Consider the following 22,036-nt stretch of genomic DNA (forward strand, 5'->3'; position numbering starts at 1 on the left):
GGGGGGTGCGTCGCCCGACCCGGACATTCTGGCAGCGCTGGGCGTGGTGTGGCTGCCGCATCCGGGCAACGGCGATCAGGCAGGGGTTTCGGGAGCGGCGGCGTAGGCACGGGCGTCGGCCAGACGCTGCTGGCGGCGCTGGCGCACCGCGCGCCCAAACGCGGCGAAGATGGCGCTGGACAGCGGGTCATCCCAGCAGCGCCACTCCGGGTGCCATTGCACCGCCAGCGCGAAGGCGCGCGCGTGCTCAAACTCCACCGCTTCGATCAGCCCGTCGGGGGCGTGCGCCACGGCGCGCAGGCCCTGGCCGAGCCGCTTGATCCCCTGGCCGTGCAGCGAATTGACCTGCGCCGTCATGGCCCCGCCCGCCAACGCCTGCAGCAGGCTGCCAGGCTGCAGCGTCACCGCGTGGCGCGGCGCATACTGCTGCTCCAGCGGCAGGTGCTTGGGCTCGCGGTGGTCCAGGTGGCCGGGCAACGCGTGCACCGCTTGGTGCAGGCTGCCCCCCAGCGCCACGTTGATTTCCTGAAAACCGCGGCAGATGCCCAGCAACGGCACGCCAGCGGCCAGCGCTGCGCGCACCACGGCCAGCGTGACTTCGTCGCGCGCCTCGTCCAGCGGCAGGCTGGGGTCGGCCACCGGTTCGCCAAAGTGGCGCGGGTGCACGTTGGACGGCGAGCCCGTCAGCACGACGCCGTCCACCTGCGCCAGCAGCGCGGGCACCTCGTCGGCGCTGGCCAGCGGGAACATCACCGGCTGGGCCTGCGCGCCCACCTTGACCGCGCGGGCGTACTTGTCGCCCAACACCAGGTAGGGCTGCGCGTGCAAGGTTTCGCCCATCAGCCGGTGGTCGGCAGGCATCCAAACCCAAGGCGGCGCGGACTCGACGTGCATGATGCGACCCATTGTGCGCGTCGATTGGATGCACAATGGGTGCCATTTGATGGCATGCGACGGTGCCACTGGAGGCCACCGCAGCGCGCCGCGAGACTCGCCCCATGACCCTGAGCACCTCTTTGCTGGCCGAACACCTGCTGGCGGAACTGGCCCGTGACGATGGGCCGGCCGGCCCGCACAGCGGGCTGCCGCTCAACCGCCGTTTGTACGAGGCGCTGCGCCGCACGCTGCTGGACGGGCGGCTGGGGCCGGGCGAGCGCTTGCCGTCCAGCCGCGAGCTGGCGGCGGACCTGCGCCTGTCGCGCAACACCGTGGTGGCGGCGCTGGAGCAACTGACCGCCGAAGGCTACCTGAGCAGCCGCGTGGGCAGCGGCACCTACGTGGCCGACTGGTGGCCCCAGGGCACGGCGCCGCGGCCGCGGCGGGCGCCGAGCGCAGCCCGCTTGCCCGGCTTGTCGGCGCGCGGCCAAACACTGGCGCGCCGCCACAACGCGCAGCATCTGGAGATCCAGCCGTTCACGCCGGGTGCGGCGGACTTCAGCGCGTTTCCGGTGGCGGTGTGGCAGCGCCTGCACAACAAACACTGGCGCCAGGCGCGGCCGGACATGCTGGACTACACCACCTCGGGCGGGTACGGGCCGCTGCGCCGCGCGGTGGCCGACTACCTGCGCGTGTCGCGCAGCGTGCGCCTGGAGCCCGAGCAAGTCATCATCACCAGCGGCACGCAGCAGTCGTTGGAGCTGTGCGCGCGGCTGCTGGCCGACGTTGGCGAGCGCGTCTGGATCGAAGACCCGGCCTACTGGGGCGCCGTCAAGGCGCTGCAAGCCTGCGGGCTGGAGCTGCAGCCGCTGCCGGTGGATGAGCAGGGCTGGACACCGCCTCAGGAGGGCAGCGCGGGCGCGCCGCGGCTGATTTACGTGACGCCGTCGCACCAATACCCCACCGGGGCGGTGCTGTCGCTGGCGCGGCGCCGGGCCCTGCTGGCGCTGGCCGCGCGCCTGGACGCGTGGGTGCTGGAGGACGACTACGACAGCGAGTTTCGCTTCGATGGTGCGCCCATTGCCTCGCTGGCCGGGCTGGACGACGACGGCCGGGTGTGCTACCTGGGCACGTTTTCCAAGGTGCTGTACCCGGGCATCAAGCTGGGCTACCTGGTGGCGCCGCGCGCGTTGGTGGAGGACTTTCGCCAAGCGCACTACGACCTCAACCGTCCGGGTCAGTTGCCCCTGCAGGCGGCGCTGGCCGAGTTCATCGAGCTGGGCCACTTCGCCGCCGCCTTGCGCCGAGCGCGCCAGACCTACGCCCAGCGGCGCCAGCAACTGCTGGCCGCGCTGCAGCCGTTGCTGGCGCTGCCCGGGGTGCGCATCGATGGCGCCGCGCAAGGGCTGCACCTTTGCCTGCGCCTGCCCGCCCAGGCGGACGACGGCGCCATGGCGACGCAACTGGCGCGCGAGGGCATCACCGTGCGGCCGCTGTCGGCGTACTGCCTGCAGCGGCGCGACCTGCGCGGCCTCGTCATCGGCTACGGCTACGCCCAGCCGGCGCTGATCGCCCCGTGCGCGGCGCGGGTGGTGGCGGTGGTGCGCCAGGCGCTGGGTTGAGCGGCCCGCGCGTCAGGGCCGTGGCGGCCGGCCAATGTAGGGCATCACCCAGTGCGGCGCCAGGCCGGTGGCCTGGACCGCGCGCGCCACGTCCAACCCGGTGCTGGCGCCGGCACCGGTGACCAGCGCCGCGTGCAGGCCTGCGGCCAGCGCGCCCAGCACATCGGTGTGCAGCGTGTCGCCCAGCATCAGCACCCGCGCGGGGGCCCATGGCTGCGGCAAGCTGGCCAGCGCCAACGCAAACAGCTCGCCAAACGGCTTGCCGATGCGCCGCACGGGCGCCCCGGTGCGTGCGGTCAGTCCGGCGCACCAGCCCCCCGGCTCGCGCACCCACCCCCCTTCCCACGGCGAGATGAGGTCGGGGTTGGCCACCCACACCGGTCGCGGCTGGGCGCGCAAACTGGCCTCCAGCCGCGCCTGGGCATGCTCGTTCCAGCCCTGCGCGGCCAAAAACAACACCGCATCGTCGCCGTCACGCAACGCCCCGTCGCAGCGCCGTGCCTGCGGCAGGGGCAGGTCCGACCAATCGGCCCCTTCGGGCGCCACCACCGCCCAGCGCCAGTGACCGGGCGCCTGCGCCAACGCCGCCGCCGTGGCGTCACGGCTGGTGACGAAGTCCTGCGGATCCAGCGCAAAACCCAGCGCCCGGTAGCGCGCCACCAACCCCGCTTTGGGCACGCTGGCGGCGTTGCTGACGATGCGAAACGGCACCCCGTCGCGCCGCAGCGCCGCCAGCGCTTGCGGCGCGCCCGGGATGGCACGGTCGCCGACGTTGAGCACCCCAAAAGCATCGAACAACAACGCCTGGTAGTGGGGCAGCACATCGGCCAGGCAGGTCACTTCACGGGGGGCGTGGCGCACGGGCGGCACGGTGGGCCAGACGGCGCGCTCGGCCTCGTAGGCTTGCAGCAGCGCCCAAGCGGGGCCGTCAACGGTGGCATTGGCGGTGGACAGCATGCCCACATTGTCGCCGCCGGCGCCACTCAGCCGAGCACGTCGCGCAACCTGTGCCACGCCATGCCCAGCGCCAACAACGGGGTGCGCAGCCACGGGCCCCCCGGAAACGGTCGGTGGCGCAGCCGCGCCAGCACGTCGAAGCGCTCGCTATGGCCGACGATGGCTTCGGCCACGCAGCGACCGGCCCAACCGGTCAGCGCCACGCCGTGGCCGCTGAACCCCTGCAGGTAGTACACGCGCTGGCCGATGCGGCCAAAATCCGGCGCGCGGTTCATCGTGATGTCAACAAACCCACCCCACAGGTGGGTGAGGCGCACCCCGGCAAGTTGGGGAAACACCGCCAGCATGCGGCGCTGCATCGTGGCACGCAGCCGCGGCGGCGTCATCGTGGTGTAGCTGACCCGGCCGCCGAACAACAGCCGGTGGTCGGCGCTGAGGCGAAAGTAGTCCAGCACGACGTTGTTGTCGCACACCGCCGCACCGCTGGGAATCAGCGCCTGCGCACGCTCGGGGTCCAGAGGCTCGGTGGCGACGATGTAGGTCCCCACAGGCATGATGCGCGCGTGGATGCTGGGCAGCACGCCAGGGCCGTGTTCCGGCAGCGTGCAGTTGCCCGCCACCACGGCCCAGTCGGCGCGCACCTCACCGCCGTCGGTGAGCGCGCGCACGCCGTGCGCGTCCTGCACCAAGCGCCGCACGGGGCTGCCTTCGTGCACCACCACCCCCGCCTGCTGGGCCGCGCGCGCCAGCCCGAGGGCGTACTTGAGGGGGTGCAGGTGCCCCGAGATGGCTTCGTACGCCGCCGCCACGTAGCGTGGGCTGGCCAGCCAGCGCTGCACATCTTCCCCTTGCGCCCACTGGGTGGCAAACCCGTAGTCGCGCGCCAGCGCATCCATCTCGGCGCGCAGCGCCTGGGCTTTGCGCGGCCGATCGGCCACATACAGGTAACCGCGCCGCCACTCGCATGCAATGCCGTAGCGCTGCACACGCTGCTCGATCAGCTCCACCGCCTCCAGCGACCATTGCCAGGCACGCCGCGCGTCATCGCGCCCCAATTGACGCTCCAAAGTCGCCATGCCACAGGCGTAGCCGACGATGGCTTGCCCCCCGTTGCGTCCGCTGGCACCACCGCCCACCCGGTCGGCCTCCAGCAGCACGACGCGGCGGCCCCGTTCGGCCAGCTCCAGCGCGGTGCTCAGGCCGGCGTAGCCGCCCCCCACCACCACGACGTCGGCGCGCGCGGCGCCGCGCAGCGGCGGCTGGGGCGCCGAGCGCTGCACGCTGGCCTCGTAATAGCTGGCGGTGTTGAGCTGGGTGTCGGAGTGCAGCAGTCGGGCTGGCATGTCATGGGTTCATGGGACGCAACACGCCTGCAACGATAGCGCCACGCTGCCGCGGCCCACGGAACCATTGCCACCCGACCACAGGGGGCCGCTGCCGTCCCGGCGTGTGGCGCCATTGCCTGCTGCGGGCCAGCGGTGTTTCATCAAACCGTCATCGGGCCTTTCAACAATGCCAGCCACCGGCGACACGAGCCGTCGTTGGGCACCTGTGGTCATCCCACCACCCCAGCCGTTCAACCCTGCACTGCACACGACCATGGCCAAAGATTTCGACTTGATGGAAGACTCGAACCGCAGCCTCAACCCAAGCATCCACGAGGTCTCGGACCCTGCGCGCCGCATCTTCGTGCGCGGCACACTGGCCAGCGCGGCCGCCAGCCTGCTGGGCGGTGGCCTGCTGGCGGGCTGTGCCAGCACCGGTCCGTCGCCCGCAGGCGCGCTGGGCCGCACCATTGGCTTTGCCAGCGTGCCCATGCGCAATGTCGACGAGGTCATCGTACCCCCGGGCTACACCGCGCGCGTGCTCAACCGCTGGGGCGACCCGGTGGGCATCGCTGGGCGCATGCCGGCGTTCAAGGCCGACGCCTCCAACACCGCCGCGGAACAGGAAGCGCAAGCCGGCATGCACCACGACGGGCTGGCGTACTACCCGTTGGATGGCAGCCGCCGCGGCTTGCTGGCCATCAACCACGAATACACCGACGATGGGCTGCTGCACCCGGACGGCATGAAGACCTGGAGCGCCGACAAGGTGCGCAAGGCCCAAGCCGCCCATGGCGTGTCCATCATCGAAGTCGAAGCCACGCCGCAAGGCTGGCGCCAGGTGCTGCCGTCCAAGTATGCGCGCCGCATCACCGCCTACACCCCCATGCACATCAGTGGGCCTGCCGCGGGTCATCCCCTGATGCGCACCGCCGCCGACCCCCAAGGCACGCGGGTGCTGGGCACCCTCAACAACTGCGCGCACGGCCACACCCCCTGGGGCACCTACCTGACCTGCGAGGAAAACTTCATCGGCTACTTCCACGGTTCGGACCAGCCCGATGCGCACGGCAAGCGCTGGGGCCTCAAAAAAGGCGGCGCCGGCTACCGCTGGCACGAATTCGACGAGCGCTTCGACGCCACCAAGCATCCGAATGAACCGAACCGCTTCGGCTGGGTGGTCGAAATCGACCCGATGGACCCCACGATGACCCCCATCAAGCGCACCGCGCTGGGCCGCGCCGTGCACGAGGGCGCGACGGTGGCGCTGACCGACGACGGCCGCGTCGTGGTCTACATGGGTGAGGACGCCCGCTTCGAGTACATCTACAAGTTCGTCAGCCGCGACCGCGTCAAGCCCGGTGGCTTTGCCGCCAACCGCGATCTGTTGGACCACGGCACGCTGTACGTGGCCAAGTTCAACGCCGACGGCAGTGGCGAGTGGCTGCCCCTGGTGCACGGCCAAGGGCCGCTGACGGCCGCCAATGGCTTTGCCGACCAGGGTGAGGTGCTCATCAAGGCCCGCCAGGCCAGCGACGCGCTGGGCGCCACCAAGATGGACCGCCCCGAGTGGACCGCGGTAGACCCCATCAGCAAAGAGGTCTACTGCACCCTGACCAACAACAGCAACCGCGGCCGCGACGGTCACCCCGGTGTCGATGCTGCCAACCCGCGCGCCAACAACACCATGGGCCACATCATCCGCTGGAAAGAAAGCGGCGACCTGGACGCGCGCCGCTTCACCTGGAACCACTTCGTGCTGGCCGGCGACCCCTCGCTGGCGCGTGCCGACGCCAAGGGCAACGTGCGTGGCGACATCTTCGGCAGTCCGGATGGGTTGTGGATCGACCCGCGCGGCGTGCTGTGGATCCAGACCGATGTGTCCACCTCGACGCTGGGCAAGGGCGACTATGCCAACCTGCCCAACAACCAGATGCTGGCCTGCGACCCGACCAAGGGCGAGATCCGCCGCTTCCTGGTCGGCCCGCGCGGCTGCGAGGTCACCGGCATCGCGATGACGCCGGACCTGCGCACGATGTTCATCAACATCCAGCACCCGGGCGAAAGCCCCAGCGAACGCAGCGACCCGGACGCGCCGACCAAGATCTCGCGCTGGCCGGACGGTGGCCGTCCGCGCTCGGCCACCGTCGTCATCACCAAGAACGACGGCGGCGTCATCGGCCTGTGACCACCGGGCGGACACCCGGTCCGTTCGCCCCGATCTGCTGGCCCCTCGGGGCCGGTTTTGTTGAGGAGCCCAATCCCATGCGTTTTCCCCTTTTGCCCCGGGCGTGGCGCGGCGCCGTCGCCGCCACGGCCGTGCTGCTGGCCGGCACCGTCGCGGCCCAGACCGTGCGCTTCGTCGCGCTGGGCGACATGCCCTATGGCCCCCCTGACAAGAGCTATCCGCCCTACCGCGCGCTGATCGAGCGCGTCAACGCGCTGCAGCCGGCCTTCACCGTCCACGTCGGCGACTTCAAGGCCGGCTCCACGCTGTGCAGCAACGAGGAGTTTTCCGCCCAGCTGGAGCACTTTGGCCGCTACCGCGGTGCCGTGGTCTATACCCCGGGCGACAACGAGTGGACCGACTGCCACCGCGCCAACAACGGCGGCTACGACCCGCTGGAGCGCCTGGCCACGCTGCGCCAGCGCTTCTACACCCCCGGCCGATCGCTCGGCCAGCAGCCCATCGCGGTGGAAAACCAGTCCACCGTCATGCCCGCCTTCGCGCCCTATGTGGAAAACCAGCGCTGGTGGGCCGGCGACGTGCTGTTCGTCGCCGTGCACATCGTCGGCAGCAACAACAACTTCGAGACGCGCGACCCCAAGGCCGTGGCGGAATTTTTCGAGCGCGACCGCGCCAACGTCGCCTGGCTGCGCGCTGCCTTCGAGCTGGCGCAGCAGCGCAACGCGCGCGCCATGGTGGTGGCCATGCAGGCCGACCCGTTCGACAACCAGCAGCCGGTGGAGACGTTCCCGCGCCACTCGGGCTTTGCCGCCAGCATCGGCGACACGCTGGTGCCGCTGGCGGCGCAGTGGGGCCGTCCGGTCCTGCTGATCCACGGCGACAGCCATGTGCTGGCCTTCGACAACCCCTTCAAGCACCAGAAAAAGCCGGTGCTGAACCTGACACGCCTGCAGGTGCCGGGCGCGGCCGACGTGCGCGCGGTGGAGGTGAGCGTCGATCCGGCGTCGTCGCAGCCGTGGACCATCCAGGTCTTTGACGCCCAGCCTTGAGGCGCGTGTGAAGCCCGATGACGTTGTTTATGAACAACATTCGGGTCATCACGAATTGACTTCACATCACCGTCATCAGGGGCCGGTGCAATAGCCCCTGTGGTTCGGCCCTCCGGGCCGCCCATCCCCAGTTGCAGCCCCCCCATCCGGGGCTGCCGCTTTCTGGTTCAACCCTAGGAAATCCGACGATGAAAAAATCCCTGATCGCCCTGGCCGCCCTGATGACCACCGGGGCCGCCCTGGCCCAATCCAACGTCACGCTGTACGGTCGCGTGGACCTGTCGGTGGGCAACCTCAAGGACAAGGTCAAGAACACCTCCACCACCCAGATGTTCCAGGGCGGCGACGGCGGTCTGACCACCTCGCGCTGGGGCCTGCGCGGCACCGAGGATCTGGGCGGCGGCCTGAAGGCGGCCTTCAAGCTGGAAAACCGCTTCAACGCCGACACCGGCGCGTCGCAAGACCCATACTTCAAAGGCGAATCCAGCCTGTCGCTGATGGGTGGCTTCGGCGAGGTCAAGCTCGGCCGCAGCACCACGGTGTACGACGACGTGCGCGGCCTGGGCCAGAGCCGCGATGTGTTCGACTCGGCCTTCACCGCTTCCAGCAACGGCGTGTTCAAGTCGGGCGGCGACTATGCCTCGCGCTTCGACAACAAGATCAGCTACTACAGCCCCAACATGGGCGGCTTCTACGCGGGCATCGACGTCTCGCTGGACGAGAAGGCCGGCGTCTCCCAGGACAAGTACGCCTTCAAGGCCGGCTACAAGCAAAAGGAATTCGAAGTCGCTCTGGCCCACCAAAACGAGAAGGACAAATCCGACAAGTACACCGCGCTGGCCGCGATGTATGACTTCGGCAGCTTCTCGGTGTCGGGCGCATACAACCAGCGCAAGGGCAGCGCCGCCAACGGCGACGACAGCGAATACGCACTGGGCGTGACCGTGCCGGTCGGGGCCTGGGCCTTCTCCGGCGGCTATGCCTACAGCAAGACCAAGGACTCGGCCGGCGGCGCCAAGAACGGCAAGGCCAGCGGCTTCGCCCTCGGCGCCACCTATGCCCTGTCCAAGCGCACGCGCCTGTACGCCGGCTACCGCGACGTCGTGGTCAAGAACAACGTCGGGGCCAAGACCAAGGACGAGCGCCTGGTCGCCTTCGGCATGCGCCACGACTTCTGATCGCGGCCCTGTCCGCACACGGGCGGTGACGGGCCGCCCGATCTCTCCAAAAACGCTCCTTGGGACGGGCTTTCTGCGGAAAGCCCGCTTTTTTTCTCAGGACAGGGCACGCTGGCGCCACGCGGCCAGCGCCCCCAGCCACAGCGCCCCCGCCGAGAACACCAACCCCCGCTCCAGCCCCCCGGGGCCGTCGCCGATCCAACCCACCACCGTGGGGCCGACGATCTGCCCCAGCGCAAACACGATGGTGAACAGGCTGATGCCACGCGCCCACTGCGCCGGCGGCAGGTTGTGGCGCACCAGCGCGGTGGTCGATGCCACCACGGACAAAAACACCGCGCCAAACAACACCCCAGAAGCCAGCACCAACGGCCAGGCATGGCCCAGCGCGGGCAGCAGCGTGGCCAGCCCCAACAGCGCGTTGAGGCGTGCCAGCGGCTGGCCATCGCGGTGACGGTCCAACAGCCCCGCCCACAGGCGGGACGACAGCATCACCGCCACCCCCAGCAGGGTGTAAAACAGCGTGATCGCGCCACCGTCGACGCCGCGCTCGCGCAGCAGCGCGATGACAAACGTCATGTAGCCGATGTAGCCAACGCCAAACATCGTGTAGCCCAGCAGCGCCGGCGCCAGCGCCCGCAGCAGCGCCAAGACGCCCAGCGCTGGCCCCGTGGTGGGTGCCGGGGTCGGCCCTGCTGTGCCGCCGGCAGCGTCCACCTCCAGGGCACGCCAACGCCGCCAGACCAGCACCAACCCCACGCACGCCAGCGCGCACAGCGCCGCCAAACCCCACCAGGCCCACGCCCAGGCGTGCGCGCGCGGCCCGGCCCAGGCCAGCCACATCGGCACCGTCAGCGCCGACAGCGCAATGCCCAGCCCCACCCCACCGTAGTACACCCCCAGCAGCAGCCCGCCGTGGCGCGGCCACACCGGCCCAAGCCGTGCCGCCAGCAAACCACCGGCCACAAACACCCAGGCGCTGCACACCCCCGCGGCCCAACGCTGCACCAACAACACGGTATCGGCGGTCATCCAGCCCACCGCCGCCATCAGCAGCGCCGCCAACACCGCACCGCCCAGCAGCACCGCGCCCACGCCCAGGCGGCGCATCAACCACGGCACCGTCAACGCCCCAACAAGGTAGCCCACCGCGTTGGCGGTGTTCATGGCCCCGGCCAGCAGGTAGCTCCAACCCAGATCAGCCCGCATCGGCGGCAGCAGCAAGCCGTAGGCAAAGCGCGTGATGCCCAGCGACACCGCCGCCGCCAACGCCAAGCCGGCGGCCAGCAGCACGCCACGATGCAGCGGCGGCGCGGGGCAAGCGGATCCCTGGGGTGTGGTCGACATGGCCCTGCCATCGTAGCGGCTGGCGCCGTAAGCTGCTGTGCCATGCACGACACCGTCGCCATCGACCCCGCACGCCTGCAAGCGCTGCTGCAGCGTGAGCGCGCGCACTTTGGGCGCCACCACCCTCGCAGCGTCGCGCTGTCGGCGCAAGCCCAACAGCACTACGTGTTTGGCGTGCCGCTGCACTGGATGCGAGACTGGCCCACCCCAGCGTCGCTGTTCGTCCAACACGCCCGCGGCGCCGATCTGACCTGCGTGGACGGTCACGGCTACGCCGATTTTTGCCTGGGCGACACTGGCGCGATGTTCGGCCATTCGCCCGAACCCGTGGCCGCGGCTGTGGCGGAGCAGGCCTGTCGGGGGCTGACCTGCATGCTGCCCGACGAACGCAGCGCGCAGGTGGGCCAATGGTTGGCCGAACGTTTTGGCCTACCCCGCTGGCAGTTGGCTATGACCGCCAGCGACGCCAACCGCTTTGTCATCCGCTGGGCGCGCGCGATCACCGCACGCCCCTACCTGGTTGTGTTTGATGGCTGTTACCACGGCGCCGTCGACGACACGCTGGTGGACCGTGACCCCGCTGGCGCAGGCAGCGTGCGCCGCCCGTCGGTGCTCGGCCAGGTGCACGCGCACCATGCCTACACGCGCGTGGTGCCGTTCAACGATCTGGAGGCGCTGCACGACGCGCTGGCCGACGGTCAGGTGGCGGCGGTGCTGGCGGAGCCGGCGTTGACCAACTTTGGCCTGGTGCCCCCACAGCCGGGGTTCTGGGACACCGCGCAGGCGCTGTGCCAGCGCCACGGCACCCTGCTGGTGCTGGACGAGACGCACACCCTGTCCACCGGCGTCGGGGGGTGGGCCCGCACGCACGGGCTGACGCCCGACCTGTGGGTGGCCGGCAAAGCGGTGGCCGGCGGCGTGCCGTGCGCCGTGTACGGCTGCACCGACGAGGTGGCGGCGCGCATGCAGCACGCCAAGGACACCGCGCCACCAGGCCACTCCGGCATCGGCACCACGCTCACCGCCAACGCGCTGGCGCTGGCCGCGCTGCACGCGGCGCTGCACCACCTGCACACCCCAGCCACCTACGCGGCCATGCAGGCATCGGCGGATGCTTTGGAGCACGGCCTGCGCCAGCGCCTGCAAGCACGCACGCTGCCGTGGACCCTGACGCGGCTGGGCGCACGCATGGAGCTGCAATTCACCCCCGCGACGCCCCGCAACGCGGATGACGTGCGCCGCCACCTGCAGCCCGCGTTGGAAGAAAGCCTGCACCTGACGCTGTTGAACCGCGGCGTGGTGCTGACGCCGTTTCACGGCATGATGCTGTGCTCACCCGCCACCGGCACGTCCCACGTACAGCGGCTGTTGCAGGCGTTCGACGACTGGCTCGACGCGCTGCTGTGACAAGCGTGCGCCCTTACGCCCCAAGCCCAATGGGCGCCGGCGCCACCTCCAGGATGCGCTGGAACAACCGCTCGTAGGCCGGAGCGGGCGCGTGGCCCGTCAGTGGGTCGCGGTTGGCGGCGAAAGCCTCGTCCAGCGCCTGCCAATCTTCCGGCGTCAGCAGGCGCTGCGCCGCGGGCAGAATCTGTTGCTCCTCCAGCCGCATGTGCTCGAGGTAAAAGTTCAGGTAGCGCTCGCAGGCCTGCACAAAGGCCTCGCGGCGCTCCTCGCCCAACCACTCCCACGCCAGCAGCAGGTGTTGCAGCTCGCGCACCTGCTGCTCACCTCGCATGTGATCCTGCTCCAGGCGGGCGATCACGGGCAACAGCTCGGCGTCGCGCTTGGCCACGCACGGAAACAACAGGTCCGACTCCTTTGGGTGGTGTAGCCGCTCCGGGAACTCGTCGATGTAAAACAACATCGCCCGCACCGTGTCGAAAAACCGCTGCCGATCGGACGCCTCGGGGCCACGGCGGATCAACCACAGCAGCGACTGCAACATCGCCGCCAGCGCGGCGTGCTCGTCACGAATGATGCGCAAGGACGCGGGGGTGGACATGGGGACTCAGCTCCTCGGACACGGCGCGCCCCGACCGAAGGTCCGCGGGCGCGGCAGACCTTGCAGCTTGCCGGCAAGCCCGCCCTGGCGGTTTGACCCAGGTCAACGGCCGTGTTCGGGCCGCCAGCGTGTCAGCAGCAACGCGTTGCTGACCACGCTGACCGAGCTGGCGGCCATCGCGGCACCGGCCCACACCGGGTCCAGCATCCCCAGCGCCGCCAGCGGAATGCCCGCGGCGTTGTAAACAAACGCCCAAAAGAGGTTTTGCCGGATCTTGCGCACCGTGCGCGTGGCAATGTCCAGCGCCGCCACCACCAGCCGCGGGTCGCCACGCAGCAGGGTGATGCCCGCCGCGTGCATCGCGACGTCGGTGCCATTGCCCATGGCCAGCCCGACATCGGCCGCGGCCAGCGCCGGGGCGTCGTTGACACCGTCGCCGACCATCGCCACCGGGCCATGGCGCTGGCGCAACGTGGCCACCAGCGCCGCCTTGTCACCGGGCAAAACCTCGGCGTGCACTTCACCCGCTTCGGGCCGCAGGCCCAGGCGGCGCGCCATCGCCTCGGCCGCGGGGCGCTGGTCACCCGACACCATCGCCAACGCCAACCCGCGCGAGCGCAGCGCTTGCAACGCTTCGATCGCGCCAGGTTTGGGCTCGTCGGCGAACGCCAGCAGGGCCAACAGGCGCCAGCGGCCTTCGTGTTGCCACGCCAGCACCGACACCGTCGCCCCCGCCGCTTGCTGGGCGCGCCGCGCCTGGGCCCACCCCGGGGGCCAGGCCGCCTCGTTGGCCAGCGCTGGCTCCAGTTCCGCCAACCAGGCCAAGCTGCCCAACGCCAGCGGCACGCCCTCCACCCAGCCGCGCACCCCCCGCCCAGGGACGGTTTGCACATCCACCGCGGGGGCCAGCTTGGCCGCATCCACCGCCGCCAACACCGCCTGTGCCAACGGGTGGCTGCTGCCCTGCTGCAGCGCCGCTGCCGTGCGCAACGCCGCAGCTTCGTCCACCCCAGGCGCCGGGTGCACCGCCACCAGCCTTGGGTGGCCCACGGTCAACGTGCCTGTCTTGTCAAACGCCACCACCCGCACGTGGGGCGCCAGCTCCAGCGCCTGCGCGTCCTTGACCAGGATGCCGTGCCGCGCCGCGGCCCCAGTGCCGGCCATGATCGCGGTGGGCGTGGCCAACCCCAGCGCGCACGGGCACGCGATCACCAGCACCGCCACCGCATGCAACACGGCTTGTTCCACGGCCGCGCCAGCCCACCACCACCAACCCAGCGCCGTCAGCAGCGCGATGACCACCACGACCGGCACGAACACCGCGGCCACCTGATCGACCAGCCGCTGCACGGGCGGCTTGCCTGCCTGCGCGTCTTGCACCAACGCGATGATGCGTTGCAGCGTCGACGCCGCCCCCGTGGCGGTCACGCGCACCTCCACAGTCCCTTCGCCGTTGACACTGCCGCCCAGCACACGGTCGCCCACGCCACGGGCCAGCGGCAGGGGCTCACCCGTCAGCATCGACTCGTCCACCTGGGTCTGCCCGGCTTCGATGACGCCGTCCGCAGGAATGCGCTCGCCCGCGCGCACCAGCACCCGGTCGCCGGGCAGCAGCTCGGCCACGGGAATATCCTGCATCTCGTCGCGCCGCACGCCGTCGGGCAACAGGTGCGCCACGTCAGGGCGCAACGCCTGCAGCGCGCGAATCGCCTGGGTGGTGCGTCGGCGCGCACGAAGCTCCAACCATTTGCCCAGCCGCACCAGCGCGATCACCACCGCCGCGGCTTCGTAGTACAGATGCGGCTCGTGGCCAGCGGGCGCCCGCCACCACAACCAGGTGCTCATGCCCCAAGCGGCGCTGGTGCCCAGCGCCACCAACAACTCCATGTTGCCGCTGCCATGGCGCAGCGCCTGCCAGCCGGCACGGTAAAACCGCCAACCCAGTCCCAACTGCACCGGCGTGGCCAGCGCAAACTGCCACCAGGCCGGCAACATCAGGTGCTGGCCCCAGACCAGCGCCACCATCGGCAACACCAGCGGTGCGGCCAGCAGCAACCCCAGCGCCACCCACCAGCCTTCCTGGCGCAGCTCGCGCTGGGCACGCTGCTCATCCGCGTCATCGGCCTGCACCGCGCGGGGCTCGTAGCCGGCGTCGCGCACCGCCCGCTGCAGGCGCGCCAACAGCACCGCGGGATCATCCCCCGCGCGCACCGTCACGCGCGCTTGTTCGGTGGCCAGGTTGACCTGGGCCTGCACCACCCCCGGCACCCGGCTCAGCGCCCGCTCGACACGCGCCACGCACGACGCGCATGTCATACCGCCGATACCCAGGTCGCATTGCTGGAGCGGCGCCGCCGCGTCCAGCGCTGCAGCACCCACCTCCTGATCGTGATCGTCACTCATGGCCCAACCATCGTACTGCAAGGGCGCCTGTCCCTATCATGCCGACAGGACGGCGGCCCTGACAGCGTCGCGGTCCGTCAACCCCTCATTCTGAGTGAAAGGAGTTTTGCCATGCAACACGAGTTCAGCGTCCAAGGCATGTCGTGCCAGCACTGTGTCAAGGCCATCGAGCGTGCCGTGCGCGCGCTCGACACCCAGGCCCGCGTCGAGGTTGACCTGGCCCAGCAGCGCGTGCGCGTGGCCTCGGACCAACCACGCGCGGCGCTGGCGCAAGCCATCCGCGCCGAGGGCTACACCATCGTGGAATAACGACAACGACCTGTGGATAAAACCGTGGACAACGCCAGCACAAGCGCGACGTTGTCCACATCCACACGGCTTTCAAGCACGATACCCCCACTCGCACACACCGCTACCGAGCCCCTGACCACAGACCCTTACGTTCAACAAATATATGTTTTATAAATAGAATTTTGGCTTGTCCACATCTTGGTGCAGCCTTCTATCTGCTACCACCACCGCCAAGAGACTAATACCCTGGTGAACGTGGACAACTCCAACATCAGCGACGACCAGCCTGCCCTCAATACCTCGCAACGACGCTGCTAAGATGCGCGCCTGTCACGTCGCACCATGAACAGCAGCGCATCGTCCACCGCCATCGACATTCGCCCCACCACGTGGGCGATGCTGAGCGCACGTTTGCGCGGCGGCTACGTCGACGCGGTGCTGCACGAGCTTCAGCAGCGCTACGGCGACAGCCCTGGCTTTTTCGAAAACGAACCCGTGGTGCTGGACCTGAGTGGCTGGCCCACGGTGGCCGACCCCACGCCGCTGGAAGTGGACGCGTTGTTGCGGGCGCTGCGTCACGTGGGGCTGCAGCCACTGGGCTACCGTGACGCGTCGGGCCAGTGGCCAACCTTGCTGCAACACCATGGGTTGTGCGACGCGGGGCCAGCACCCACCGAACCCAAACGGCCAACCCCCTCAGCACCCGCCACGCCAGTGCCAGCCCCAGAGCCCGCGTCGGCGATGGTCGTTGACCGGCCTTTGCGCTCAGGCCAGCAGGTGTACGCCCGGGGGCGTGACCTGGTGGTGTTGGCGGCGGTCAACCCCGGCGCGGAAGTCATCGCCGACGGTCATGTGCACGTTTACGCGCCCTTGCGTGGCCGGGCGCTGGCGGGCGCCCGCGGCGACGCGACGGCACGCATTTTCACGCTGTCCCTGCAGGCCGAGCTGGTGTCGATCGCGGGGGTGTACCAAACCGCTGAGCATGGCTGGCCCGACACGGTGCACGGCCGCGCCACGCAGGTGCGGTTGGTCAGCGAAGCGGGCGCCGACAAGCTGTTGTTCGAACCTTTGAACTGAACTTTTTTCGAGAGCGTTACCCATGGCCAAGATCGTCGTCGTCACCTCCGGCAAAGGCGGCGTGGGCAAAACCACGACCAGCGCCTCGTTCGCCACCGGGCTTGCGCTCAAGGGCCACAAGACCGTTGTCATCGACTTCGACGTGGGCTTGCGCAACCTCGACCTCATCATGGGCTGCGAGCGGCGGGTCGTGTACGACTTTGTCAACGTCATCCAGGGCGAGGCCAACCTGCACCAGGCGCTGATCCGCGACAAACAGGTCGACAGCCTGTACGTGCTGGCCGCCAGCCAAACGCGCGACAAAGAAGCGCTCAAGCAAGAGGGCGTGGAGCGCGTGCTCAACGACTTGCTGGCGATGGGGTTCGAGTACATCGTGTGCGACTCGCCGGCGGGCATCGAAACCGGCGCGCTGATGGCGATGCACTACGCCGACGAAGCCCTGGTGGTGACCAACCCCGAAGTGTCGTCGGTGCGCGACTCCGACCGCATCTTGGGGATGCTGGCGTCCAAAACGCGCCGTGCCATCGAAGGCCGCGAGCCGGTCAAGGAACACTTGCTGATCACGCGCTACAACCCCAACCGCGTGCAAGAGGGGCAGATGCTGTCGTTGCAGGATATTCAGGACATCCTGCGCATCCCGCTCATCGGCGTCATCCCCGAGAGCGAAGCGGTGCTCAACGCTTCCAACCAGGGGGTGCCAGCGATCCACCTGCACGGCACCGACGTGTCGGAAGCCTACAAGGACGTGATCGAGCGTTTCCTGGGCCACGAGCGCCCGCTGCGCTTCGTCGAGGCGGAAAAACCCAGCTTCTTCAAACGCCTGTTTGGCGGGAGGTAAGCGCCGTGTCGCTGCTGTCGTTTTTGCTGGGCGAAAAGAAAAAAACCGCCGCGGTGGCCAAGGAGCGGCTGCAGATCATCCTGGCGCACGAGCGTGCCGGCCGCAACCCTGGCGCGCCTGACTACCTGCCGGCGTTGCAGCGGGACCTGGTCGCGGTGATCAGCAAATACATCGCCATCCATCCGGACGACATCAAGGTCAACCTCGAGCGCCACGACAACCTGGAGGTGCTGGAGGTCAAGATCGAGCTGCCCGAGGCGCGCGCGTGACCAGCAGCGTGTGGGTCGAGGCGGTGGGCGCCGCCGCGGCAACGCTGACCACCGTCAGCTTCGTGCCGCAGGCGTGGCTGACGTGGCGTACGCGCGACGTCAGTGGCATTTCGGTCGGCATGTACAGCGCGTTCGCGCTGGGTGTGGCGCTGTGGCTGCTGTACGGGGTGCTGATTGGCTCGTGGCCCATCATCGTTGCCAACGTCATCACGTTGACGCTGGCGCTGGCCATTTTGGTGATGCGGTTGCGCTACGGCGGCCAGGCACCCCCGTCGGTTTCGGCGCAGCCTAAACGCTAATGCGCGCGAGGCCTGTGGCTGCGGGGCCCGTTGTTCACACGGTATCGCCAGCTACGGATGGGCAACCGCGGCCGCCGCGCGCTGCAAGCGGTCGCGCACACCGTCCCAAGCGGGGTCGGCTGGCGGGGTTTCGACCCAGATCAGGCGCGTGTGACCATCGTCCAGCGTGCGCAGGGTGGCAAACAGCTCGCGCGCAGCCGCTTCGGCGTCGTGCGGCATGGGTTGCAGCCGCACATGGGGGCTGATGCAGCGCAGCGGGCTGCGGTGGTACACCGCGATGCCCTGGGCCTGCGCGCCCAGCAAGTCCAGCGCCGTTTGCAGCGCCTGGGCGTCCATCAGGCGCACCTTGGCCTCGGGGGCGTAGTGCGAGCTCAGCGTACCGGCCGCACGGGGGGCGTGGGCGTCGCGGTCGCCCACCGGCATGCCGCACGCCTGCTGCAAGGTAGCGCGGCCGATCATGCCGGGACGCAGCAGCACCGGGTGGCCGCGGGTGCAGTCCACGATGGTGGACTCAATGCCCACCGGGCAAGGGCCGCCATCCAGAATCAACAGTTCGTCGTCGTGCAGGTGCCCGAGTTCGGCCCGCACGTGCTCGGCGCGCGTCGGGCTGACGCGGCCAAAGCGGTTGGCACTCGGGGCGGCCAAGCCGAGCAGGCCGGCGGCGCGGGCGGCGCGCAGCAGCGCCTGCGCCACGGGGTGGCTTGGGCAGCGTAACCCGATCGAGGCTTGACCGCCCGCCGCGGCGTCGGCCACGCCTGGGCGGCGCGGCAGGATCAACGTCAGGGGGCCAGGCCAAAAACGCGCCATCAGCGCCTGCGCAAACGCCGGTACCTCTGCGGCGTAGTGCTGCACGGCCTGCGCGCGGGCGTCGTCGTCGTCCCCGGCCACGTGCACGATCAGCGGATGGTCGCTGGGGCGCCCCTTGGCGGCGAAGATGCGCGCCACCGCCGCTGCGTCGTCGGCGTGGGCGGCCAAGCCGTACACGGTCTCGGTCGGCATGGCCACGAGGGTGCCCGCGGCCAGCCGCTGCACCGCGGTGGCCAGCACCTGCGCATCCAGGCTGCGCGCGTCCAGCGTCAGCGCCATGGGGGCAATCCCAACAAGGTGGCCGCCGTGCGAGCAACGTCACGGGCCTGCGCCAGCGTTGGTGCCGTGATCGTCAGATGGCCCATCTTGCGCCCAGGCCGTGCGTCGAGCTTGCCGTACAGGTGCAGGTGTACACCCGGCAAAGCCAGCACCCGAGCCCAATCGGGCGTGACGGCGACGCCGTCGCGCCACCACAGGTCGCCCAGCAGGTTGAGCATCACCGCGGCGCTGTGCAGCCGCGGCGTCACCAGCGGCAACCCGGCCAGCGTGCGCACCTGCAGCTCGAACTGCGACACGTCGCAGGCGTCGATGCTGTGGTGGCCGCTGTTGTGCGGACGCGGGGCCATTTCGTTGACCACCAGCGCGCCGCTGGGGCTGCCGTCATCGACGACAAAAAACTCCACGCACAGCACGCCGACGTAGTGCAGCTCGGCCGTGATGGCCTGGGTGGCTTCGAGCGCCTGCTGGGCCAGGGTGGGATCGACCGCACCGTCGCCAACCTCGGCCACCGCCAGGATACCGTCGCGGTGCACGTTGCGCTGCACCGGCAACGCCACCAACGTGCCGTCGGCGCCGCGCGCCACGATCACCGACAGCTCGTCGCGCAGCGGCAGCCGGCGCTCCAGCACGCACGGCACCTGGCCCAGGCGCTGCCAGGCTGCGGCCAGCTCGTCACGGTGCTGCACACGCACTTGCCCCTTGCCGTCGTAGCCCAGCCGCGCGGTTTTGAGGATGCCGGGCAGCAGCGCATCGTCCAGGCGTTGCAGGTCGGCGGGGCTGCGGATGATGGCGTGCGGGGCCGGGCCCACCCCAGTGCGCGCGGCGCAGGCGGCGAAATGGGCCTTTTCGGCGCTGCGGTCCTGCGCCACCGCCACCGCCTGGGCTTGCGGCGCCACGGGGCGCTGGGCGGCCAAGGTGCCCAGCACGGCGGCGGGAACGTTTTCGAATTCGGTGGTGATGGCCTCGCAGCGCTGCATCAGCTGCGCCAGGCCCTGCTCGTCGTCGTAGGCGGTGGCGATGTGCACATCGGCCACGCGCCCGGCGGGGCTGGCCGGGTCCGGGTCCAGCACCGCCACCGCGTAGCCCATGGCCTGCGCGGCGTGCACGAACATGCGCCCGAGCTGCCCTCCGCCCAACACCCCGAGGGTGGTGGGGCGTGCTGCCGTGGGTTGCGGGCCGGGCAAAAGCGTCGTGGGCTTCATGGTGGGCTGGGGGTTGACGGTCGGCCCCATCAGGCCGTCGTCACGGGTGGCAGGGTCATGGCGCGTGCGGCGGCGGTTTGCTCGGCACGGAAGGCGTGCAACCGCGCGCGCAGCTCGGGGTCGTCGTTGGCCAGCATCGCCACCGCGAACAGCGCCGCGTTGGCCGCGCCCGCCGCCCCGATGGCGAAGGTGGCCACCGGCACGCCCTTGGGCATTTGCACGATCGAGTGCAGCGAATCCACCCCGTGGAGGTGCCGGCTGGGTACCGGCACCCCCAGCACCGGCACGGTGGTCTTGGCCGCCAACATGCCAGGCAGGTGCGCCGCACCGCCGGCGCCTGCGACGATGGCCTTGAGGCCGCGCGCTTCGGCACGGGCCGCGTACTCGAACATGTCGTCGGGCATACGGTGGGCCGACACCACGCGCGCCTCGTGCGCGACGCCGAACTGTTGGAAAATGGCGACTGCGTGTTGCATGGTGTCCCAGTCGCTGCTGGACCCCATGACGACACCGACCTGGACGTTGCTGCTGGACATGGCGACCCCGGGGGAAAATCCCGTCATTCTAGAGAATCGGACGCTGCCGCGATGATCGACGTCACACTTGCCAACTTCCAGACCGAGGTGCTCGAAGCCTCGCTTGCCACGCCTGTGCTGGTGGACTTTTGGGCGCCGTGGTGTGGCCCGTGCAAGGTGCTCGGGCCCATCCTCGAGAAGGTCGAGCAAGCCTACGGCGGCCGCTTCAAGCTCGTCAAGGTCAACACCGAGGAAGAGCAGCAGCTGGCCGGCTACTTCCAGATCCGCAGCATCCCCACCTGCATCCTGTTCGTCGGGGGGCAGCCGGTCGACGGCTTCATGGGCGCGCTGCCTGAGGGGCAGATCAAGGCCTTTTTGGATCGCCACATCCCCAGCGAAGACGAACTCGAAGCGCGCGCCGAGGTGAACGAAGCGCTGCAAGCGGCCGCCAGTGGCGACACCGACGCCGCCGTGCGGCGGCTGCGCGAGGCGCTGGCGCGCGACCCGGACAACGACGACGCCCGCTACGACCTGGTGCGGCTGCTGGTGGAGCTGGGGCAGCTTGAGGAGGCCTCGGCGGCGCTGGCGCCGGCGTTGGGCAAGTTGCCGCTGCCGTTGCGCTTCGAGGCGCTGCAGCACTGGATCGCGGCGTTGGAGTTCGCCCGGCACGACCCGCGCGGCCAGTGGCCGCTGGACAAGTTCGATGAGCTGATCGCCGCCAACCGGCGCGACTTCGAAACCCGCTTTGCCAAGGCGCGCGTGCTGATCGCGCGCGGCGAGTGGACGGCAGCCATGGACGAGCTGGCCGAGATCATCATGCGCGACAAAAAGTGGGCTGACGAAGCGCCGCGCAAGACCTATGTGGCGTTGCTGGAACTGCTCACCCCGCCCGCGCGCGAGGCCGCTGCCGGCGCGCCCAAGTCGGGCGCGGGGCTCGAAATCGCCGGGCACACCGCCGCGGCGCAAGACCCGCAGGCGGAGCTGGTGTCGCGCTACCGGCGCAAGCTCAGCATGGCCCTCAACTGACGCCCAAGGCCCCGCATGATCACCGTTCGCTTCGTTCAGCCCGGGCCGCACGGCCCCGTCGAAGACCGCGAAGTCGAGGTCGAGCCCGATGGCCGCAGCCTGATGAAAGCCGCGGTGGACGCGGGCATCGATGGCATTGCGGCCGACTGCGGTGGCAACCTAACGTGCGCCACCTGCCACGTGTTCATCCCGCCCGAGTGGCAGGCCAAGGTCGGCCCGGCACGGGGCGACGAAGACACGATGCTGGACTACACCGCGGTCGAGCGTCGCCCCAACAGCCGGCTGAGCTGCCAAATCCGCCTGACACCCGACCTTGACGGCCTGTGGGTGGAGCTGCCCGAGCGGCAGTACTGAACCCGCTTCGTGGCAAGCGGCTGACCCCGGCGGCCGGTCGCGTTGACATTTCTTTACCTCGGCGTCACACCCGGTTGACAGCCCCCGTGCACGATGGCGATGTGGGGGGTGGCGATGGTCGCCACCCGC

At 69.9% G+C, this 22,036-nt stretch carries 21 protein-coding genes; 12 read left to right on the forward strand and 9 right to left on the reverse strand.

Features of this window, described 5'->3' with window-relative positions; all coding sequences use genetic code 11:
• Window positions 1-75 precede the first annotated feature (75 nt).
• Window positions 76-894, reverse strand: a complete 819-nt coding sequence (locus EDC36_RS10165; RefSeq protein ID WP_165902854.1) for a gamma-glutamyl-gamma-aminobutyrate hydrolase family protein — start codon at window positions 892-894, stop codon at window positions 76-78.
• Window positions 895-1,016: 122 nt separating this feature from the next.
• Between EDC36_RS10165 and pdxR the strand changes: the two genes are divergently transcribed.
• On the forward strand, window positions 1,017-2,498 hold the full coding sequence (gene pdxR / locus EDC36_RS10170; RefSeq protein ID WP_132963234.1) for a MocR-like pyridoxine biosynthesis transcription factor PdxR: 1,482 nt from the start codon (window positions 1,017-1,019) through the stop codon (window positions 2,496-2,498).
• A gap of 12 nt (window positions 2,499-2,510) precedes the next feature.
• Here pdxR and EDC36_RS10175 read toward each other — a convergent pair whose 3' ends face one another.
• Both EDC36_RS10175 and EDC36_RS10180 read right to left on the reverse strand, forming a co-directional pair.
• Window positions 2,511-3,455 (reverse strand): HAD-IIA family hydrolase, encoded by a 945-nt coding sequence (locus tag EDC36_RS10175; protein ID WP_132963154.1) that lies wholly within the window; start codon window positions 3,453-3,455, stop codon window positions 2,511-2,513.
• A 26-nt stretch (window positions 3,456-3,481) separates the two neighbouring features.
• Entirely contained in the window at window positions 3,482-4,798 is a 1,317-nt protein-coding gene (locus tag EDC36_RS10180) for an NAD(P)/FAD-dependent oxidoreductase (RefSeq protein ID WP_132963155.1), read from the reverse strand.
• Window positions 4,799-5,054: 256 nt separating this feature from the next.
• Here EDC36_RS10180 and EDC36_RS10185 point away from each other — a divergent pair, with 256 nt between their 5' ends.
• The 3 genes from EDC36_RS10185 (at window position 5,055) to EDC36_RS10195 (ending at window position 9,195) form a co-directional block, all read left to right on the forward strand.
• Entirely contained in the window at window positions 5,055-6,968 is a 1,914-nt protein-coding gene (locus EDC36_RS10185; RefSeq protein WP_132963156.1) for a PhoX family protein, read from the forward strand.
• Between the two features lie 77 nt (window positions 6,969-7,045).
• On the forward strand, window positions 7,046-8,017 hold the full coding sequence (locus EDC36_RS10190; protein WP_132963157.1) for a metallophosphoesterase: 972 nt from the start codon (window positions 7,046-7,048) through the stop codon (window positions 8,015-8,017).
• A gap of 131 nt (window positions 8,018-8,148) precedes the next feature.
• The gene (locus EDC36_RS10195; RefSeq protein ID WP_143946037.1) at window positions 8,149-9,195 is read left to right on the forward strand and encodes a porin; all 1,047 of its coding nucleotides are present in this window, start codon (window positions 8,149-8,151) and stop codon (window positions 9,193-9,195) included.
• 96 nt (window positions 9,196-9,291) lie between these two features.
• Here EDC36_RS10195 and EDC36_RS10200 read toward each other — a convergent pair whose 3' ends face one another.
• Window positions 9,292-10,542, reverse strand: a complete 1,251-nt coding sequence (locus EDC36_RS10200; protein WP_132963159.1) for a YbfB/YjiJ family MFS transporter — start codon at window positions 10,540-10,542, stop codon at window positions 9,292-9,294.
• A 42-nt stretch (window positions 10,543-10,584) separates the two neighbouring features.
• Between EDC36_RS10200 and EDC36_RS10205 the strand changes: the two genes are divergently transcribed.
• Window positions 10,585-11,949 (forward strand): transaminase, encoded by a 1,365-nt coding sequence (locus EDC36_RS10205; RefSeq protein ID WP_132963160.1) that lies wholly within the window; start codon window positions 10,585-10,587, stop codon window positions 11,947-11,949.
• Window positions 11,950-11,962: 13 nt separating this feature from the next.
• Here the strand turns inward: EDC36_RS10205 and EDC36_RS10210 are convergent, their stop codons facing one another.
• Window positions 11,963-12,547 carry a hemerythrin domain-containing protein gene (locus tag EDC36_RS10210; protein ID WP_132963161.1) on the reverse strand — a complete coding sequence of 195 codons (585 nt, stop codon included), beginning with the start codon at window positions 12,545-12,547 and terminating at the stop codon, window positions 11,963-11,965.
• Window positions 12,548-12,649: 102 nt separating this feature from the next.
• Window positions 12,650-14,950 (reverse strand): heavy metal translocating P-type ATPase, encoded by a 2,301-nt coding sequence (locus tag EDC36_RS10215; protein ID WP_390617013.1) that lies wholly within the window; start codon window positions 14,948-14,950, stop codon window positions 12,650-12,652.
• A 111-nt stretch (window positions 14,951-15,061) separates the two neighbouring features.
• Here EDC36_RS10215 and EDC36_RS10220 point away from each other — a divergent pair, with 111 nt between their 5' ends.
• The 5 genes from EDC36_RS10220 to EDC36_RS10240 all read left to right on the forward strand — a co-directional run bounded on the left by EDC36_RS10220 (window position 15,062) and on the right by EDC36_RS10240 (window position 17,724).
• On the forward strand, window positions 15,062-15,259 hold the full coding sequence (locus EDC36_RS10220; RefSeq protein ID WP_132963162.1) for a heavy-metal-associated domain-containing protein: 198 nt from the start codon (window positions 15,062-15,064) through the stop codon (window positions 15,257-15,259).
• A 324-nt stretch (window positions 15,260-15,583) separates the two neighbouring features.
• A complete protein-coding gene (gene minC, locus EDC36_RS10225; RefSeq protein WP_132963163.1) occupies window positions 15,584-16,318 on the forward strand; it encodes a septum site-determining protein MinC in 735 nt (244 codons plus the stop codon).
• Window positions 16,319-16,340: 22 nt separating this feature from the next.
• The gene (minD, locus tag EDC36_RS10230; protein WP_132963164.1) at window positions 16,341-17,156 is read left to right on the forward strand and encodes a septum site-determining protein MinD; all 816 of its coding nucleotides are present in this window, start codon (window positions 16,341-16,343) and stop codon (window positions 17,154-17,156) included.
• A 5-nt stretch (window positions 17,157-17,161) separates the two neighbouring features.
• Window positions 17,162-17,425: a cell division topological specificity factor MinE gene (gene minE, locus EDC36_RS10235; protein WP_132963165.1), complete on the forward strand. Its 264-nt coding sequence runs from the start codon at window positions 17,162-17,164 to the stop codon at window positions 17,423-17,425.
• Complete coding sequence (locus tag EDC36_RS10240) at window positions 17,422-17,724, forward strand: SemiSWEET transporter (RefSeq protein WP_243646560.1); 303 nt, start codon at window positions 17,422-17,424, stop codon at window positions 17,722-17,724. Before minE ends, EDC36_RS10240 begins: the two co-directional genes overlap by 4 nt.
• Before the next feature lie 51 nt (window positions 17,725-17,775).
• Here EDC36_RS10240 and EDC36_RS10245 read toward each other — a convergent pair whose 3' ends face one another.
• The 3 genes from EDC36_RS10245 to purE are packed head-to-tail and all read right to left on the reverse strand — an operon-like array spanning window position 17,776 to window position 20,575.
• Window positions 17,776-18,810, reverse strand: a complete 1,035-nt coding sequence (locus EDC36_RS10245) for an L-threonylcarbamoyladenylate synthase (protein WP_132963166.1) — start codon at window positions 18,808-18,810, stop codon at window positions 17,776-17,778.
• Window positions 18,801-20,042 carry a 5-(carboxyamino)imidazole ribonucleotide synthase gene (locus EDC36_RS10250; protein WP_390617017.1) on the reverse strand — a complete coding sequence of 414 codons (1,242 nt, stop codon included), beginning with the start codon at window positions 20,040-20,042 and terminating at the stop codon, window positions 18,801-18,803. Before EDC36_RS10250 ends, EDC36_RS10245 begins: the two co-directional genes overlap by 10 nt.
• On the reverse strand, window positions 20,042-20,575 hold the full coding sequence (purE, locus tag EDC36_RS10255; RefSeq protein ID WP_243646561.1) for a 5-(carboxyamino)imidazole ribonucleotide mutase: 534 nt from the start codon (window positions 20,573-20,575) through the stop codon (window positions 20,042-20,044). Before purE ends, EDC36_RS10250 begins: the two co-directional genes overlap by 1 nt.
• A gap of 24 nt (window positions 20,576-20,599) precedes the next feature.
• Between purE and trxA the strand changes: the two genes are divergently transcribed.
• Together trxA and EDC36_RS10265 are read left to right on the forward strand one after the other, a co-directional pair.
• Complete coding sequence (gene trxA, locus EDC36_RS10260; RefSeq protein ID WP_132963167.1) at window positions 20,600-21,553, forward strand: thioredoxin; 954 nt, start codon at window positions 20,600-20,602, stop codon at window positions 21,551-21,553.
• Between the two features lie 15 nt (window positions 21,554-21,568).
• The gene (locus EDC36_RS10265) at window positions 21,569-21,907 is read left to right on the forward strand and encodes a 2Fe-2S iron-sulfur cluster-binding protein (protein ID WP_132963168.1); all 339 of its coding nucleotides are present in this window, start codon (window positions 21,569-21,571) and stop codon (window positions 21,905-21,907) included.
• The last annotated feature ends 129 nt before the right edge of the window (window positions 21,908-22,036 follow it).

The sequence above is a fragment of the Tepidimonas ignava genome (assembly GCF_004342625.1).
GTDB lineage: Bacteria > Pseudomonadota > Gammaproteobacteria > Burkholderiales > Burkholderiaceae_C > Tepidimonas > Tepidimonas ignava.

What these genes read in the sequence shown, in the direction of transcription:
- EDC36_RS10165 (WP_165902854.1), bottom strand. Translation starts at nt 894, where the DNA reads ATGCACGTCGAGTCCGCGCCGCCTTGGGTTTGGATGCCTGCCGACCAC.
- EDC36_RS10175 (WP_132963154.1), bottom strand. Translation starts at nt 3,455, where the DNA reads ATGCTGTCCACCGCCAATGCCACCGTTGACGGCCCCGCTTGGGCGCTG.
- EDC36_RS10180 (WP_132963155.1), bottom strand. Translation starts at nt 4,798, where the DNA reads ATGCCAGCCCGACTGCTGCACTCCGACACCCAGCTCAACACCGCCAGC.
- EDC36_RS10185 (WP_132963156.1), top strand. Translation starts at nt 5,055, where the DNA reads ATGGCCAAAGATTTCGACTTGATGGAAGACTCGAACCGCAGCCTCAAC.
- EDC36_RS10190 (WP_132963157.1), top strand. Translation starts at nt 7,046, where the DNA reads ATGCGTTTTCCCCTTTTGCCCCGGGCGTGGCGCGGCGCCGTCGCCGCC.
- EDC36_RS10200 (WP_132963159.1), bottom strand. Translation starts at nt 10,542, where the DNA reads ATGTCGACCACACCCCAGGGATCCGCTTGCCCCGCGCCGCCGCTGCAT.
- EDC36_RS10205 (WP_132963160.1), top strand. Translation starts at nt 10,585, where the DNA reads ATGCACGACACCGTCGCCATCGACCCCGCACGCCTGCAAGCGCTGCTG.
- EDC36_RS10210 (WP_132963161.1), bottom strand. Translation starts at nt 12,547, where the DNA reads ATGTCCACCCCCGCGTCCTTGCGCATCATTCGTGACGAGCACGCCGCG.
- EDC36_RS10215 (WP_390617013.1), bottom strand. Translation starts at nt 14,950, where the DNA reads ATGAGTGACGATCACGATCAGGAGGTGGGTGCTGCAGCGCTGGACGCG.
- EDC36_RS10220 (WP_132963162.1), top strand. Translation starts at nt 15,062, where the DNA reads ATGCAACACGAGTTCAGCGTCCAAGGCATGTCGTGCCAGCACTGTGTC.
- minC (WP_132963163.1), top strand. Translation starts at nt 15,584, where the DNA reads ATGAACAGCAGCGCATCGTCCACCGCCATCGACATTCGCCCCACCACG.
- minD (WP_132963164.1), top strand. Translation starts at nt 16,341, where the DNA reads ATGGCCAAGATCGTCGTCGTCACCTCCGGCAAAGGCGGCGTGGGCAAA.
- EDC36_RS10245 (WP_132963166.1), bottom strand. Translation starts at nt 18,810, where the DNA reads ATGGCGCTGACGCTGGACGCGCGCAGCCTGGATGCGCAGGTGCTGGCC.
- EDC36_RS10250 (WP_390617017.1), bottom strand. Translation starts at nt 20,042, where the DNA reads ATGGGGCCGACCGTCAACCCCCAGCCCACCATGAAGCCCACGACGCTT.
- purE (WP_243646561.1), bottom strand. Translation starts at nt 20,575, where the DNA reads ATGACGGGATTTTCCCCCGGGGTCGCCATGTCCAGCAGCAACGTCCAG.
- trxA (WP_132963167.1), top strand. Translation starts at nt 20,600, where the DNA reads ATGATCGACGTCACACTTGCCAACTTCCAGACCGAGGTGCTCGAAGCC.
- EDC36_RS10265 (WP_132963168.1), top strand. Translation starts at nt 21,569, where the DNA reads ATGATCACCGTTCGCTTCGTTCAGCCCGGGCCGCACGGCCCCGTCGAA.